We start from the raw sequence: 15,303 nt of genomic DNA on the forward strand, positions 1-15,303 counted from the left end.
GGCGTAAAGCTTAGTCCTTCACGATAGCAAGTCAATCGCTTCCACAATTGGGACGCGGGCCAGGCCTGGTCCAGTCCTCCCGGGAGGGTCCGTCACCCTCGAGGATTGGATATTGACGCGGGTATCGGCGACGACATACTTGACCGTCGGCTTCAAAGCCGCCCTCGAAACCAGCCCAGGAAAGGCGCGCAATGTCGATTGCTGAAATTCTGTCTTTTGCTTTCGTCACCGCGCTGCTGATCATCTCCCCCGGGCCCAACGGCATCCTCATCGCCAGGACGGTGCCGGCCTCGGGGCGTGGCGCCGGTTTCGCCAATATTGCCGGCTTCGTCGCCGCCTTCTATGTGCACGGCACCCTGTCGATCTGTGGCATCTCCCTGCTGCTGGCGCAGTCGGCGCAGGCCTTCCTCGTCGTCAAATTGATTGGCGCCGCCTATCTCTGCTGGATCGGTATCAAGGCGCTGGTCGGTGCTTGGCGCGGTTATGCTTCCGTAACGTCAGTGGCCCCTTCCCGTAAGGTAAGGCACCTCCCCCGCGCCTTCCTCGAGGGGTTCCTCACCAACGCCCTGAATCCGAAAGTGTCGATGTTCTACCTCGCGGTCTTCCCGCAGTTCATCTATCACGATGCCAATGGCCGGGCCGCGATCGGCGAGGCTTTCCTTCTGGTCACCGTCCATGCGAGCCTCAACGTCATCTGGTTCGGCTCAATGGTCCTGCTCTTTGCGAGGCTCGCCAGAGCTGCGCGCAACCAGCGCTTCCAGCGCTGGCTGAAAGCCGCGACAGGCGTGGTCTTCATCGGCTTCGGCGCCAAGATGGCGACATTGCAGGCCGGATAGCGAAGACGGGCAAACCGCCTTCGTCACAGAAAGGCTGGGCGAACGTCCGGAGGGCGGCAACAGGATCAGCGACCTGCCGCCGGGACTGGATATGATACTGGCCTCGCGCAACCTCAACCGCCGCCATTTAACTACGCCCCGATTGAAAGCGCCTCCTTTACCGCCAAATCGGCCATGGCAAGCACCGCCTCGCGGGTCCTGGCGGCGGCGATGAAGCGGCCGTTGTGGCAGAAGCTTGCGCCCTCTATGCCGCAAACCGCCTCCAGTGCGCCATTGGTGAGCCCGGCCCAGGCCGCCGGCAGATCAGCCCTGCGCTCGAACCCCTCCTCGGCGCGCCGGATGCCGGTCACGCACCAGTCCTTTTCGCGCGGATGAACGACGAACAGCAGGTGATCGGCGCTCGCCTTGACGATGGCGGGACGGAAAGGCATGCCCCTCGGCAATTCCAAAACACGCCCCTGCCCCGCAGCTTCGATTGCCCGATGCACAATCGCCTCGGCCCGCAATTTTGCGGCACTCTGGGCGATCCTGGCCTCAACGAAACTGCGGGCAATGGCAAGGGCCGCGTGGAAGGCGCGGTTATCGGCCTCAGGGTCCGCTTCGTCGAAAACCGGTTTCAGGGTCTCCAGCAGCGCCGGCAGCGTCAACCCGGCCAACGGCCCCGAGGGGCTGAGCGCGCCATTATCAGTCAGATCGACCGGCAGCACGAAGCTGGCGTCGAAAGAGCCGTGCATCGCTTCCACATGTGCTTCGGGAAGGCCGAAGGCTGTGAGATAATCACGGCCGTAATGCTTCCAGATCAGGCCGAACGAGCTGTAGGGCTGGCCATCGTCGCGCAGCGGCGCGCCGCGCTGGTGGTGATCGAACATCCCGGCAGCAGGGTCATAGGCTCCGCCGACATCATAGATGATCCGGTCTTCGCCCGGCGTGATCCACTCCGGCGCCCGGCTGCGGACGATACGCGCCTGTGGGAAAAGCCGGGTCAGGATGACGCTCGACAGCAATTCGTCGGCATGAAAGCCACCGGAATGGGTGACGAGGAAATCGGGGATCATGGGAGCTATGCGCCTTGTCGTTCGCGGAGAGTCCGCTTGCAGGTCGGCACCAAATAACCGTTGCCGGCTGCTATCTCAACCCATACCTTAAATCGGAGTCGATTTAAGAATAAAATGATGCAGCAATCCAATGTGTTACAGCGTCCGTTCTGACGTCACCGCGATACCGGCCTCTAGCGGGATTCATCGAAGCCCCTGAAGGGTGCATCAGGAGTAAGTCCGTGGAGATTCCCCAGCACTTTCATGTCGCCGAGACGGCAGGATGGCTTGTGAACCACCGCATCAATTCTGCCCTTCCCGGTTACCTCATGATCAGCTCCAAGACCGACACCAACGATCTGTCGGATTTGTCCGAAGATGCTTTGGTTGAATTCGGCCCATTGCTCGCAAGAGCTCAGAGTGCTTTGAAACAGCAATTGAAAGCTCAGCGCGTCTATATCGGCCGATACGGGCACACGCCTGGTTACCCGATCCATTTTCATGTGATCCCGATATATGACTGGGTGGAGGAGTTGTTCTGGAAGGACGCTCGCTATCGTCTGCTCGAGAATTTCGCAGAGGGACCAGGGGAAACCGCAACGGATGGCGCGGAACTGACGCTGTTTGTCTGGCGTGAGTTCTGCGAACGCGCAGAGCCGCCACCGTTCAAAGGGCCATCGGTCTCAGAAGCCATCGAGCTGCTGCGGGAGACAATGCGGTTTTCGGCGCCTGAAGCCTAAGACAACACCGTTCCCTGCTGTCTTGCGATAAGCGCCCGGCTGGCCGCCGCGCCGGCATGCAGGCAGATGAGTCCGATCGCCGCGAGAGAATTGATCAGCAGAACATCAGCCACCACCGCTGCCGAAAACGCTCCCTCACCTGACGGAAGCACCGCCGTTGCAGCAAACAGCGCGCCTTCATAGGCAACGAACCCGGCCAGGAAGGCGCCGGCCATCGTAACCGTAAGATCTGTCGAGAGACGAAGTACCCCGAGCGCCGTAGCCAGGCACGCAAATGCCGCGATACCGATCGCCAGACCCCAGGCATAACTGTCCCAGGTCTGGGGATAACCGAGTACGAGATATCCGACCATCTGGTTGGCAAGCCAGGCCAGCAGAACCGCCGTCACCGCCATCCGCCGGGGAAGAATGACAGCCGATACCGCCGCCAAGGCCACGAAGGGCGTTATGCAGGCGAAAAGCAGGCTGAGAGCGACGCTCGCACCTGAAATGACGACGACCCAGGCGACAGCGAAGCCGGGTGCGACAGGGCGCAGGGGAAGCTGATTTCGTTCGAGCATCTCGAAACTCCATTCGACCGCAGGAAATAATACGCCAGTCCGGGAAAAAGGCTAGCGAGGCCATACCTCCTCTTGAGATCGAATTTCCCCGCCATTCCTCAATCCATGACGTATTGGATATGATGGCGGCCGTGCACGGCCGATTTCTGGACATGGGCGCGAACGCCGAAGACCCGGCCGATCATATCCTCCGTCAGCACCTCCTCCGGCGCCCCCGAGGCGACGACCTCGCCTTTCTGAAGCACCGCCAGCCTGTCGCAGAACATCGCCGCCAGATTGAGATCGTGCAGTGCGACGATGCAGGTGATGCCGAGCTTCGAGATCAGCGAGAGAATGTCGAGCTGATGCTGGATATCGAGATGGTTGGTCGGCTCGTCGAGCAGCAGTTCGCTCGGCGCCTGCGCCAGCGATCTGGCAATATGGACGCGCTGGCGCTCACCGCCCGACAGCGTCTGCCAGAGCTGGCCCGCCCTCTCCCGCATGCCCGTCCGCGACAGGGCCTCGTCGACGGCTGCGTCGTCTCCGGCGCCCCAGGACGACAACAGCCCGCGATGCGGCGTGCGGCCGAGCCGCACCACGTTGCGCACCGTCAATTGCGTATCCGTCGTCGTCTGCTGCTCGACGAAGGCGACGCGCCGCGCAAGCGCTGCGCGCGACAGCGAGGATATATCGTCATCACCCAGCCGGATGACGCCGCTGCGAACCTTGCGCAGCCGGCAAATCAATCTGAGAAGGCTCGATTTGCCGGAACCGTTCGGCCCAAGCAGGCCGAACACCTTGCCCCTTTCCACCGTTAGGCTGACGCCGTTGACGATGACGGTATCGCCGGCGGCAAAGCTTACCTCGTCGACGCTGATGCTCATGCATTCCCTCGCACGCGATAGAGGATGATGGCGAAGGCCGGCGCGCCGAAGAGTGCGGTGACGACGCCGATCGGCAGGATTTGCTGCGGTATGATGACGCGCGAAACAATATCGGCGCCGACCATGTAAATCGCACCGCCGAGCGCTGTTGCCGGCAGCAGCCGCTCATGCCCCGGCCCGACGAGGAAGCGGGCGGCGTGAGGGATGACGAGGCCAACGAAGCCGATCGAACCCACCATGCTGACGACGCTTGCCGTCATCGCCGCCGTCATGCCGAACAGCACGATTTGGACGCGGCGTACGGCAATGCCGAGCGAGGCGGCAGCATCCGTGCCGAAAGCGAAGGCGTCCAGCGCCCGCACATGGGCCATGCAGATGATGAAGCCGGCAAGCGCGATCGGCACCGACAGATAGACATCGGGCCAGCGCACGCCACTGAGCGAACCCAAAAGCCAGAACAGGATGCCGCGCGCCTGCTCGGCATTCGCCGATGTCGTCACGATGTAGGAGGTCAGCGCATTGAAGAGCTGCGAACCGGCGACGCCGCAAAGGATGATGCGCTCGCCGCTTCCTCCCGCACCCGTTGCCAGGAAGCCGACCAGCAGAAAGGCGATCACCGCACCGATGAAGGCGCCGCTCGAGAGGCCGAGAATGCCGTAGCCGAAACCGAGGATCATCACGCAGACGGCGCCCGTCGAGGCGCCGGCGGAGATGCCGAGCACATAGGGTTCGGCCAGCGGATTGCGCAGCAGCGCCTGCAGGATCGCACCGCAAAGCGAGAGCGATGCGCCGGCGCTGGCCGCGACGAGCGCGCGGCTCAGACGATAATCCCAGACGATGCCCTGGTGGATGCGGCTGATCTCGAAATTCGTTCCGAACAGCCGGTTCGAGACCGCCTCCGCCGTGGTCGCAACGGGAATTGCGATCTCGCCAATGGAAACGGCAAGGCTGATCATCAGCCCGAGCAGGAGAAGTGCGGCAATGGTGAGCGCGGCAAGCGCCCACCATCCCTGTTGCCTGACCGACATTGCCTTCACTGCGCCAGGCCGAAGGACTTGATGCCGTTCGCCAATGTCTCGATGCCATCGATCGTGCGGATCGTCGGGTTCATCGACTGCGCGTCCATCATCACGAAGTGCTTGTTTTTGACCGCGTCGAGCTCCTTGGTCACAGGGTCGTTCTCAAGAAAATCGACCTTGACCTTAGGATCGTCAGCCGCATAACGGCGGCGGTCCATGGTCGCGAGCACGATGACGGCAGGGTTCGCCTGGGCGATGGTTTCCCAACCCACCAGCGGCCATTCCTCTTCCGTGGTGACAACGTTCTTCGCACCGATCGTCTTCAGGATATAGGCGGGCGCGCTGTTCTTGCCGGCGATGAAGGCGTCGCCGCTGACCTCTTTGCTGGAGAACCAGAAGACGACGGGCAGGTTCTTGCCCGATGCGCCCGATATCGACGCGACAGCATCCGCCTCGCGCTTCTTCAGCGCCGAAATCAGCGCATCGCCGCGGTCCTTCACGTCGAAAATCTCCGAGAGCTCGGCGATTTCCCGGTAGATCAGGTCCATCGTGAACAATTCCCCACGCACGCCGTCGCCGCCATCTGTGTTGACCTTGGCGACGCAATCGGCCGGCGCGAGATAGGTATTGATCCCGAGATCCTTGAACTGTTCCCGCTTACCGACGGAGCCCTGCGCGCCGACATGCCATTCGAACTCGGCCGCCACCAGGTCGGGCTCCTGCCCGACGACGGATTCGAAGCTCGGATCGTTGTCGGCAAGCCGCTTTATCTTGCTGTTGGCCTCGGCATATTGCGGCAGGACTGGACCGACCCAGACGGCCGTCCCGGCGATCTTGTCGGCAAGGCCGAGCGAGAAAAGAATTTCGGTCATACCCTGGCCGATCGAAACGATCCTGGCGGGCGCCTTCTGAAAAGTCACCTGGTGGCCGCAATTACTGACGGTCAGGGGGTAGTGCGTCGCGGCAAGGCTTGGTGCCGCAAGGCCGGCGAGCCCGAAGGCAAATGTCATGGCGGCGAGAATCTGGCGCATGGAAAACCTCGATGAAGGAAAAAATCACGGCCGTTCCGCGCATGTGCGCGGACCGAAAGCACGCTTAGGCGTGCCCTAGCCGCAGGAGGCCCAATCGAGACGGATGCATGCCGAAATTCGGCGAAGGTTCAGCAGGTCAATCATATCTGTTCCTTGTCCGGGCATCCCCGCCCGGTTGATTGGATCGTGATTGACGGCAGGTCTCCTGGCTTGCGGATATCCGTCGTTACATCCGCCTTCCCGCGATATCCGCAGTGGCAGGGCCATGGGCCCTTCAGAGATGGCCAGTCGCTGGCCATTCCTGAGATGATCGACAATCCGCTTACAGTTGCGGGGGCAGCCACGGTCTCGGTCCCTACTGGGTCGTCCTCACCGTGTTCCCTATTAATCCCCTTGGAGTCATCTTCAGGGAACCGTCGCACCCAGTTACGTCGCAGACCTGCACGACGTCAATGATGATTCCGAAGGAGCCATCCCACCAGCGGATAAATATGTTGCGATCGCCTCCGCCCGCCGCATCGCCGAAGCCTACCGCACCTGGGGCAAAGGCGCCCACTCCCAGCCCCGGCCGCCCCTACAACGCATCCAGCGGTATCTTCAAATACCGCCGGCCGTTCTCCTCCGGCTCGGGCAACCGCCCGCCGCGGATATTGACCTGCAGCGCATGCAACATCAGCTTCGGCTTCGGCAGCGTGCGGTCGCGCGCCTGGCGCAGCGCGATGAAGCCGGCCTCGTCGATGCCTGTGATATGAGGATTGGCGCTTTTCTGGGCGGTCACCGTGCTTTCCCAGCGGGGGTGGCGGCCGCCGGGCTGGTAGTCGTGGCCGGAAAAGAGCCGGGTCTCCTCGGGCAGCAATAGGATGGCCTGGATCGAGTGCCAGAGGGCACTGGCGCTGCCGCCCGGAAAATCGGTTCGCGCCGTGCCGGAATCCGGCGTGAACACTGTGTCGTGCACGAAGGCGGCGTCGCCGATTACATAGGTCACTGAGGCGAGTGTGTGCCCGGGCGAAAACATCACGCGGGCTTTAAGCGCACCGATCTCGAAGGTGTCGCCATCGGCAAACAGCTGGTCCCATTGCGAACCGTCGGCTTTAAGCGCCGGCCAGTTATAGATCTCCTTCCAGAGCGTCTGCACGTCGGTGACATGGGCGCCGATCGCCGTCGGCGCACCGGTCTTCTCATGCAGATAGTGCGCGGCGGAGAAATGATCGGCATGCGGATGCGTGTCGAGGATCCACTCGACCGTCAGCCCTTCACTTTTGATATGAGCGAGGATGGCGTCGGCATTGGCCGTTCCCGTCGCCCCCGACATTTCGTCGAAATCGAGCACTGGGTCGATGATGGCGCAGCGTTTCGTCGCCGGGTCGGAAACGACATATTGCACACTGCAGGTGCGGGGCTCGAAGAAGGCCTTCACATGAGCCGCCTGCCCTGACCGCTTTTCCAGCCAGCGGCGCGCGCCAGCAAGATCGAAACCGAGGCCTTGACCGAAGGCCTCGACATCTCCGGGCTTCATCCGGCCGTCGAGCACCTCGCCCAGTGCATAGAGCGTCAGCGCCCGCGTGCCGCTCTTGCAATGGGCGACGACCGGTCCCTTGGCCTCGGCCATCGCTGCCTGGAAGGCACGGATATCGGCTTCGGTGATCTCGGTTCCCTTCACGGGCACGAAGCTGTAGGCGAGCCCGGCGGTGGCGGCGGAAGCCTTTTCCGAGGTATTGCCCGGCTGCCCCGGCTCCTCGCCATCCGGCCGGGCATTGATGACGGCGGCAAAGCCATCAGCCGCGAAGGCGGCAAAACCTGCGGCCTCGGGCTGCCCCGCCACCGATATCAGCTCATTGACCCTCACGGATGTCATCGAAGCCCCCGCGCTGCCCGCACCAGGCATTATCGCACGTATATCGATACAATCTCACAAGTATATTGCCGAATGCAAGAATAGGCGCTTGGTATTTCTCAGCACCTGTCGCCGATCCGCAAAGCCTGAAGAAACCGGCGGGAGACGCCGCCCAAACTCCCGCCCATCCCGGCCGAGTATCGTCAAAACGACAGCGTCGCAGCACCTTCCTTGATCTCGGCATGCATGGCGCTGGCACCGACGATGACGACGCCGTCGAGCAAGTCTTCCTGCGTATAACCGCGCGAGGTCACACAGGGCGGGCAAGCCCAGATCGTGCCGCCGCGCTGCTGGAAATTCTCGATCAGGCTCGACAGCGGATCGAGCGGCGGCACATGCGTCATGCGCTGGCCGCCCTTGCGCACCAGGTCGATCCCGGTGCTGGTGAGGAACACCGAGACCTTCAGCCCGGCGGTGATGCCGCCATTGGCAATGGTGAAGGCGACGGAGGACAGTTCGGATTCGATGCCTTTGGTGACGAGCACGACCAGTTTGTCGCTTTGGGTTTGCATAATATTCTCCCGTTTGTCAGGGTGAACAGCGTTCACCCGGTTTGAACGAGCTGATGATAGGAGGGTGCGCGGGGCGCGTATTTGGCCGGAATGCGTGAAGCCTTGTCCGAAAATCCAGGCGCTGCGGGTGTCGCGCGTGACGACGTGCTGTCGGCGCTGCTGTCGACCATCCGCCTGTCGGGATCGGATCACTGCAGTTCTGCTTCATGCCGACGGGCGACTGGCGGACCGATGCCACGCCGGCCTTGGCGAGCCTTTCGGCGAAGGCTTCGGGCACGATGCCGTTTCACATCGTTGTGGAGGGCCGCTGCTGGCTGAAGACGGAAGGTGAAGAGGCCGATCTCGAGGCGGGCGACGTGCTAGTCTTTCCCTTCGGCACCGGACATCAGCTCGGCGCGGGAAGAGACGGCAAGCTGGTGCTGCCGACCCGCGACCTGCCGCAAAAGCCGTGGCGTGAGATTCCCGTGCTGCGCTATGGCGAGGCCGCGCAAGGCGTGCGGCTGCTCTGCGGCTATCTGCAATGGGACGGGCTGAGCTTTGCGCCGCTGCGTCAGGCGCTGCCCAGGCTGATCCATGTCAGGACACGGGCAGCCAATGACGGCGACTGGCTGCGCGCCACCATCCGCCAGATGGTCGAGGAGGTCGACAGGCCGCGCGCCGGTGGCGTCTCGATGCTGCCGCGGCTGACCGAAATCATCTTCATCGAGATCCTGCGCCATCAGATCATGATGGCCGAGTCGCGTTCCGTCGGCTGGCTGGCAGCGCTCGGCGACCCCGCGCTCTCGCGCTGCCTCTCCCTCATTCATGACGATCCCAGACGCGACTGGTCGCTGGAGCAACTGGCGGCGGCCTCCGGCCTCTCGCGCAGCGCCCTCGCCGATCGCTTCCAGACGGTGCTCTCGACCTCGCCGATCCGCTATATCAGGGACTGGCGGCTTTACCTCGCAAGCGTCGCACTCGCCACATCGGGCCAGCCGATCGCGGCGATAGCTTATGAGGCCGGCTATGCCACCGAAGCCGCCTTCAACCGCGCCTTCTCCCGCGCCTTCGCCACCCCGCCGGCCGCGTGGCGGGCGATGGCGCAGGCGTAGAGGCTGATCGGTTCAATAGGCGCCAATGCTCAAGAGAGGTTGGTAGGAAGAAGCCACGACATCCGTGGGTGGAAAAAATCAAGGGATGCGCTAATTAGAAACACCATCAAAATTTGGAGCGAGCCTTGGATTCCGAATCCCCTCAGCCACTCACAGCTCGCTTTCCTGTCGGTGGCGGAGAAATTGGCCGGCTGATCCAGACCCGCGACTGGAGCAAAACGCCGCTCGGTCCTCTCGACCTCTGGCCGCAAAGTCTGAAGACGGCCACCAATATGCTCCTGCTTTCACCCGTGCCAATCGTTCTTCTATGGGGCGAAGACGGCGTGATGATCTATAACGACGCCTACTCCGTGTTCGCAGGCAGCCGTCATCCCGATCTTCTCGGTTCGAAGGTCCGCGAGGGCTGGAGCGAAATTGCCGACTTTAATGACAATGTGATGAAGGTCGGACTGTCAGGGAAAACACTCGCCTACGAGAATCAGGAGTTGACGTTGTTGCGCCACGGCAGTCCGGCTCCTGCCTGGATGAACCTCGACTATTCCTCCGTCCTCGACGAAAGCGGAAAACCCGCCGGCGTCATCGCGATCGTCGTCGAAACCACGAGAAGCGTCCTTGCCCAGCGTCGGCTGCGCGAGAGCGAAGAGAGGTTCAGGGCGTTCACGACCGCGACGACCGACATCGTCTACCGTATGAGCGCCGACTGGAAGGAGATGCAGCAGCTCGACGGGCGCAATGTTCTCGCAGACACGGCCAATCCAACTGTCGCGTGGCAGGAGGCCTATCTGTTTCCCGAGGACATTCCCGCGATCCAGGCGGTGATCGACGAGGCCATCGCAAGCAAGGGTGTTTTCGAATGCGAGCATCGCGTCCGGCGGGCCGACGGCAGTACCGGCTGGGTGCTGTCACGAGCGGTTCCAGTCTTGAATGACGCAGGCGCAATCGTCGAATGGTTTGGGGCCGCGACCGATATCACCGAGCGGCGACACAAGCAGCAACAGCTGGAACTTATCGTTCATGAGCTCAACCATCGCGTTAAGAACAATCTGGCGATGGTGCAGGCTTTTGCGTACCGCACCTTCCGCGATGCCGAAGACATCCCTCGTGCACTGGACAGTTTCACGGCGCGGCTGGTGTCGCTCGGCCGTGCCAATGATCTGTTGACAGGCGAACTGTGGAGCAGCGCGTCGTTGAAACAGACGCTCGACCAGGCGACCGTTCCGCATCGGCCGGACGGCGAGCGATGGAAGCTGACCGGAGACGATATCCGGGTTTCCGCAAAAACGGCCCTGGCGCTGACCATGGCCTTTCACGAACTCGGCACAAACGCTGTCCGTCATGGCGCATGGTCGAATGATGGCGGCGCCGTCAGCGTCAAATGCTCCCTCCAAATCATCGACGACGGAACGCAACGCTACCGCATAGACTGGGACGAACATGGCGGACCGCGTGTCGAGCAGCCGAAAAGGAAGGGATTCGGCACGGTCCTCATCCAGCGCGGCCTTGCCGCGGAGACCGGAGGCAGTGTGGATATCTCGTTCGCCGAAACGGGTTTTTCCTTCCGTCTCGACGCTCCCGCAGACCGTCTGCGGAATGAATGACATGGCCAAACGCGTCCTTGTCGTTGAAGATGAAATGACCATCGCCATGATGATCGAGGACATGCTCATGGACCTCGGTCACGAAGTGGTCGCGACAGCCGCGCGCTTGCCCACGGCGCTGGAGGTTGCCGGCGACGGTAATCTTGATTTCGTCATTCTCGATGTGAACCTCGCCGGGCATCAGTCATTCCCGGTGGCGGCAGTCCTTCAGCAGCGCGGTATCCCGTTTGCCTTCGCGACCGGATATGGGCCAGCGGGTATCGATCCCGCCTTTGCCGGCCGACCGGTGCTGACCAAGCCGTTCACAACTGCCGATCTTGCCGCTGTCATCGAAACTGAAGGCTGAGATGCAAGAGGGCCGATGCCCAAGTCCAAGAGCCGCTCCAATGAGACTTGTTGTGGCGGGCGATGGCGCAGGTCTGAACTGGATCCGATCGACACCCTGATGGACGATCAGCGCGGTTGCAGGCCTGTCAATCCGAGGGCAAGCGTGATGTCGTTGATGATCCCCAGTCGCGCTTCGATCACCGCGATTTTCTCGGGCGTATCGGCACCAAAAGCCTCGATATCGATGAACAATTGCTCGCAGCCGCCTGGCGTGACCGTGCCGAACATCTGGCCGGGTTCGTCGCCTATGTTTCGCCAGCTGTGCGGCACATGTGGCGGCAGAACGACGACGGTTCCCACAGGCGCGTCGAACGCCTCGTCGCCGCATTGGAATCGATAGAGCCCGCGGATGACCCGAAAGACTTCCGTCTCCCGCGTATGCGTGTGCGGGGCCGGGCCATGACCGGGCGGTGTGAAGGTTTCCCACATCCCGAACGCGCCGCCGGTCTCGGCGGCCGTGGCATGGATGACGATCCTCGCGCCAAAGGGCGTCCTCGCCACGCGCTCCTTGCCGGGCAAAGAGACGACGGCGTTCCTGAAACTCGACATATCCACCTCCCCCTCGATTGCAGTCTTTGGGCGGAGCCCTGCGCCTCACCCTTGCGGCGCCGGCTCATTGAGCATTGCTTCGATATTGTATCCGTCGGGATCGAGAACAAAGCAGGCATAATAGTTCTCTTCATATTCCGGCCGCGGGCCTGGCGCGCCATTGTCCCGGGCGCCGGCGTCGAGCGCGGCCCGATAAAACGCCTGGACCTCCGCCCTGCTCCGAACCCGGAAGGCAACGTGCACACGCGTCAGAGGCGGCTTGTCGTCGGTGTGCTGGATCTCGAACAGGCTGCCGCCGACATCGAAAGCCCAGAACACGCCCTCCTTCCCGAAGGAGAGGCGATAACCCAGAGGTTCGAAAGCGCGTTCATAGAACAGCTTGCTCTTCTCAAGGTCACCCACTGCGATGGTGATATGATCGATCATGCCGTGCCCTCCCTATCGTTCCAGCGCCCCATCATAGTCGAAATCGCCTCGGCGGAAAAACAGACGACTGATGGCGAAGGGTGAATGCTAGATCAGCAGTCCCCTGCCCCGACAGAGCGAACTCGCCCACACCCGCAGCCCACCTGCCGCCGAACAGCAAAAAACCCCGCCAATCATTGACGGGGCTGTGCATGCTGAAAATCGATCGGCATTACATCCTCGGAGGAATCAATGATTGCCTTCGGTCAAAGCTTGCGCCTCGGATCCTCGGCTTGTCGACCGACAGCCGACGCGTTCGCGCACGTTCCGACTATCGCATCGACATCAATTCCGTCATCAGCCCTGCTTTGATTTCGAGCACAGGTCGATTGACCCGGGGATGACCGATGTCCCTCAGTTGGTCGGGCGTCATGTCTGCCAATGCATTCCGTCTTGCGACGCTCCGCTGCCACTTCCTCAGGGCAGCGACGATCATTGCGACGCTGTTGGACCTGAACCCGAACAACTGTCCTTTCGGCGCGCTGATGCCGGCGTGAGTTTCCGTGTGAGCCATTTTCAGTCTCCCATGTGTGAGATTTGCAGATGGGAGCCTGACACGCGGACGTATTGCGGCTGTTCGGTTCAGCGTGAACGGCCAGGAAAACTTCGACAAGCCGCCGCTAAATCGGTGTTAAATCTATCTGCCGAAATGCTATTCTGCGGTGGCGGCCGAAATCTGGGAGACGATCTGTGCGCATCAGGTTGCTGGGTGGCCTTGAAGTGACGTCCCGGGAGCACCGGCAAATCCGCTTCACCACGCGCAAGACGTCACTTCTTTTTGCTGCCCTGGCGCTTGCGGGCCGCCGTGGCCATCGCAGGGAACTGCTTTCCGAAGCCTTCTGGCCGGGACGAGGCAGTGAGCAGTCCCGCAATAGCCTGCGGCAGGCGCTGGTGGATATCAGACGATCGTTCCCGAGCGGGGGAGATGCCGCCGTCTACATCGACGGGGATCAGGAGACCGTTGCGCTGATAACAGGTCCTGATGAAACCGACATTTCGATCTTCGACCGTAAACTGGAGGCCGGCCGGACGGCCGATCTCGCCTTCGCCGCCGACCTCTACCGCGGCGAGGTGCTCGCAGGCGAGGCCATTCCGGACGGGCTGGATGAGTGGTTTGGACCCTATCGGAGCACATATCAACGCAAGGCGCTGCAGCTGGTGGAGCGGTTGAGCCTCGCGTTCTCCGAGCCGGGCTCCGCGGAAGAATCGGCTTGCGAAGGGCTCGCCGAGAGGCTGCTGGCTGTGGACCCGACCGTGGAGGCCGCCCATCGGGCGCTGATGCGGATCCACGCTCTCAGGGGTCACGAAAACGCGGCCTTGCGCCAGTTCGAAGCCTGTCGGGCGTTCTTGAAGAAGCATCTTCAGGCAGAACCCGAGGCAGAGACCTTTTCCCTGGCCGCTTCGCTGCAAACGCGCCAGGGATCCGAACATCAGCGGACGGCACCCAGCCTCGACGTGGCCTTACAGCCGCAGGTCTTCCCAGCCCCGGCGAAACATCACGACCGGCCATCGGTTGCCGTATTGCCGTTTCAGAATCTGAGCGGTGATGCGGAGCAAGAATATTTTGCCGACGGCATCGTTGAGGACATCACCATCGCGCTCGCTCAATTCCGCCACCTCTATGTCATCGCACGGAATTCGAGCTTCACCTACAAAGGTCAGGCGGTCGACATAAAGCAGGTCGGACGCGAGCTGGACGTACGCTATGTGGTCGAAGGAAGTGTGCGCCGGACGGGTGACCGCCTCCGCATTGCCGGGCAGCTCATCGATACGTCGACCGGTACACATCTTTGGGCCGATCGTTTTGACGGAACCCTGGCGAATGTATTCGATCTTCAGGATCAGGTCGCCTCGAGCATCGTCGGCGCCATAACGCCGAAAGTGGAGGAGGCTGAGATCGAGCGCGCCAAACGCAAGCCGACCGAGAGCCTCGACGCCTACGACTACTATCTCCGCGGCCTGGCGGCCTTCGACCGGACGATCACCAACAGATCGGTCATCGACGAGGCCCTACGGCTTTTTATGAAGGCGATCGAGCGTGACCCGGAATTCGCCATAGCCCATGCCCGAGCGGCGCGCTGCTACGCCACCCGAAAGAGCAACGGCTGGATGCTCAATCCCGCAGAGGAAACCGCCGAAGCCACCCGGCTGGCCCGCAGAGCGGTCGAACTCGGCTGGGACGATGCGGTTGCGCTCACTTACGGCGGATATGTCATCGGTTATGTCGGCGGTGACCTTGACGACAGTGCGGCCTGCATCGATCGCGCAGTCTTTCTCAACCCGAACCTGGCCGCTGCGCTCGGCGTCAGCAGCTGGGTGAAGGCCTGCCTCGGTGAGCCCGATAAGGCCGTCGAACACGCAGCTCTTGCCATGCGCCTCAGCCCTTTGGATCCGCGCTTGTTCGCCTGGCAGTTCAACACCGGCCTCGCGCATTTTTGCGCTGGCCATTATGACGACGCCGCCGCTTGGGCGGGAAAATCGCTACGGCACCAGCCGAACTACCCGAGCGCCATGCGCGTGATGGCGGCGGGCCAGGCCATGGCCGGACGGCTTGCGCAAGCCGGGGAAACGATCACTCGCCTGTGCCTGATGGACCCCGCCCTCCGGCTTTCCAATCTCGCCGACGTGCTGCCACCATTCCGGCGACCGGACGATCGCAATCGATATATTGAGGCTCTCAGGATGGCGGGACTGCCGGAGTAGCTGCCGCTTCAGCGGCGTCAT

General features: G+C 62.2%; 15 protein-coding genes, 1 pseudogene and 1 riboswitch. Of the genes and pseudogenes, 6 read left to right on the forward strand and 10 right to left on the reverse strand.

The annotated features are described in order from the left end of the window. Positions 1-191: 191 nt before the first annotated feature. Positions 192-836, forward strand: a complete 645-nt coding sequence (locus tag U5G49_RS13030) for a LysE family translocator (RefSeq protein ID WP_193443629.1) — start codon at positions 192-194, stop codon at positions 834-836. Positions 837-967: 131 nt separating this feature from the next. On the opposite strand, the gene U5G49_RS13035 is transcribed toward U5G49_RS13030, so the two are convergent. Further along, positions 968-1,891, reverse strand: coding sequence for an MYG1 family protein (locus U5G49_RS13035; protein ID WP_193443627.1), 924 nt, complete (start codon positions 1,889-1,891; stop codon positions 968-970). A 221-nt stretch (positions 1,892-2,112) separates the two neighbouring features. Between U5G49_RS13035 and U5G49_RS13040 the strand changes: the two genes are divergently transcribed. After that, entirely contained in the window at positions 2,113-2,610 is a 498-nt protein-coding gene (locus tag U5G49_RS13040) for an HIT family protein (RefSeq protein ID WP_193443624.1), read from the forward strand. On the opposite strand, the gene U5G49_RS13045 is transcribed toward U5G49_RS13040, so the two are convergent. The 6 genes from U5G49_RS13045 to U5G49_RS13070 all read right to left on the reverse strand — a co-directional run bounded on the left by U5G49_RS13045 (position 2,607) and on the right by U5G49_RS13070 (position 8,489). Further along, entirely contained in the window at positions 2,607-3,170 is a 564-nt protein-coding gene (locus tag U5G49_RS13045; RefSeq protein ID WP_193443622.1) for a hypothetical protein, read from the reverse strand. The two genes, U5G49_RS13040 and U5G49_RS13045, sit on opposite strands and share 4 nt — an antisense overlap. 98 nt (positions 3,171-3,268) lie before the next feature. Further along, positions 3,269-4,033 carry an ABC transporter ATP-binding protein gene (locus U5G49_RS13050; RefSeq protein ID WP_193443620.1) on the reverse strand — a complete coding sequence of 255 codons (765 nt, stop codon included), beginning with the start codon at positions 4,031-4,033 and terminating at the stop codon, positions 3,269-3,271. Then, positions 4,030-5,061, reverse strand: a complete 1,032-nt coding sequence (locus tag U5G49_RS13055) for a FecCD family ABC transporter permease (protein WP_210262138.1) — start codon at positions 5,059-5,061, stop codon at positions 4,030-4,032. The genes U5G49_RS13050 and U5G49_RS13055 overlap by 4 nt, the downstream gene beginning before the upstream one ends. Before the next feature lie 5 nt (positions 5,062-5,066). Beyond that, positions 5,067-6,083, reverse strand: a complete 1,017-nt coding sequence (locus tag U5G49_RS13060) for an ABC transporter substrate-binding protein (RefSeq protein ID WP_193443616.1) — start codon at positions 6,081-6,083, stop codon at positions 5,067-5,069. A 178-nt stretch (positions 6,084-6,261) separates the two neighbouring features. Continuing rightward, positions 6,262-6,516, reverse strand: a riboswitch (cobalamin riboswitch). 141 nt (positions 6,517-6,657) lie between these two features. Further along, positions 6,658-7,938: a bifunctional sulfur transferase/dioxygenase Blh gene (gene blh, locus U5G49_RS13065; RefSeq protein WP_193443614.1), complete on the reverse strand. Its 1,281-nt coding sequence runs from the start codon at positions 7,936-7,938 to the stop codon at positions 6,658-6,660. Positions 7,939-8,120: 182 nt separating this feature from the next. Continuing rightward, the gene (locus tag U5G49_RS13070) at positions 8,121-8,489 is read right to left on the reverse strand and encodes a DsrE family protein (RefSeq protein WP_018242638.1); all 369 of its coding nucleotides are present in this window, start codon (positions 8,487-8,489) and stop codon (positions 8,121-8,123) included. A gap of 90 nt (positions 8,490-8,579) precedes the next feature. On the opposite strand from U5G49_RS13070, the pseudogene U5G49_RS13075 reads away from it, so the two are divergent. The 3 genes and pseudogenes from U5G49_RS13075 to U5G49_RS13085 all read left to right on the forward strand — a co-directional run bounded on the left by U5G49_RS13075 (position 8,580) and on the right by U5G49_RS13085 (position 11,524). Then, positions 8,580-9,580, forward strand: a pseudogene (locus U5G49_RS13075) (AraC family transcriptional regulator). Between the two features lie 125 nt (positions 9,581-9,705). Then, positions 9,706-11,178, forward strand: a complete 1,473-nt coding sequence (locus tag U5G49_RS13080; RefSeq protein ID WP_193443612.1) for a sensor histidine kinase — start codon at positions 9,706-9,708, stop codon at positions 11,176-11,178. 1 nt (position 11,179) lies between these two features. Further along, positions 11,180-11,524: a response regulator gene (locus tag U5G49_RS13085; protein ID WP_018242640.1), complete on the forward strand. Its 345-nt coding sequence runs from the start codon at positions 11,180-11,182 to the stop codon at positions 11,522-11,524. Between the two features lie 107 nt (positions 11,525-11,631). Here U5G49_RS13085 and U5G49_RS13090 read toward each other — a convergent pair whose 3' ends face one another. From U5G49_RS13090 to U5G49_RS13100, 3 genes are all read right to left on the reverse strand, one after another. Next, the gene (locus U5G49_RS13090) at positions 11,632-12,114 is read right to left on the reverse strand and encodes a cupin domain-containing protein (protein ID WP_193443610.1); all 483 of its coding nucleotides are present in this window, start codon (positions 12,112-12,114) and stop codon (positions 11,632-11,634) included. A gap of 45 nt (positions 12,115-12,159) precedes the next feature. Then, entirely contained in the window at positions 12,160-12,540 is a 381-nt protein-coding gene (locus tag U5G49_RS13095) for a VOC family protein (protein ID WP_193443607.1), read from the reverse strand. Positions 12,541-12,850: 310 nt separating this feature from the next. Then, entirely contained in the window at positions 12,851-13,093 is a 243-nt protein-coding gene (locus U5G49_RS13100) for a DUF1127 domain-containing protein (protein ID WP_193443605.1), read from the reverse strand. A 176-nt stretch (positions 13,094-13,269) separates the two neighbouring features. Between U5G49_RS13100 and U5G49_RS13105 the strand changes: the two genes are divergently transcribed. Then, positions 13,270-15,282 carry a BTAD domain-containing putative transcriptional regulator gene (locus tag U5G49_RS13105; protein WP_193443603.1) on the forward strand — a complete coding sequence of 671 codons (2,013 nt, stop codon included), beginning with the start codon at positions 13,270-13,272 and terminating at the stop codon, positions 15,280-15,282. Positions 15,283-15,303 lie beyond the last annotated feature (21 nt).

The organism is Rhizobium indigoferae, from assembly GCF_034554815.1.
GTDB lineage: Bacteria > Pseudomonadota > Alphaproteobacteria > Rhizobiales > Rhizobiaceae > Rhizobium > Rhizobium leguminosarum.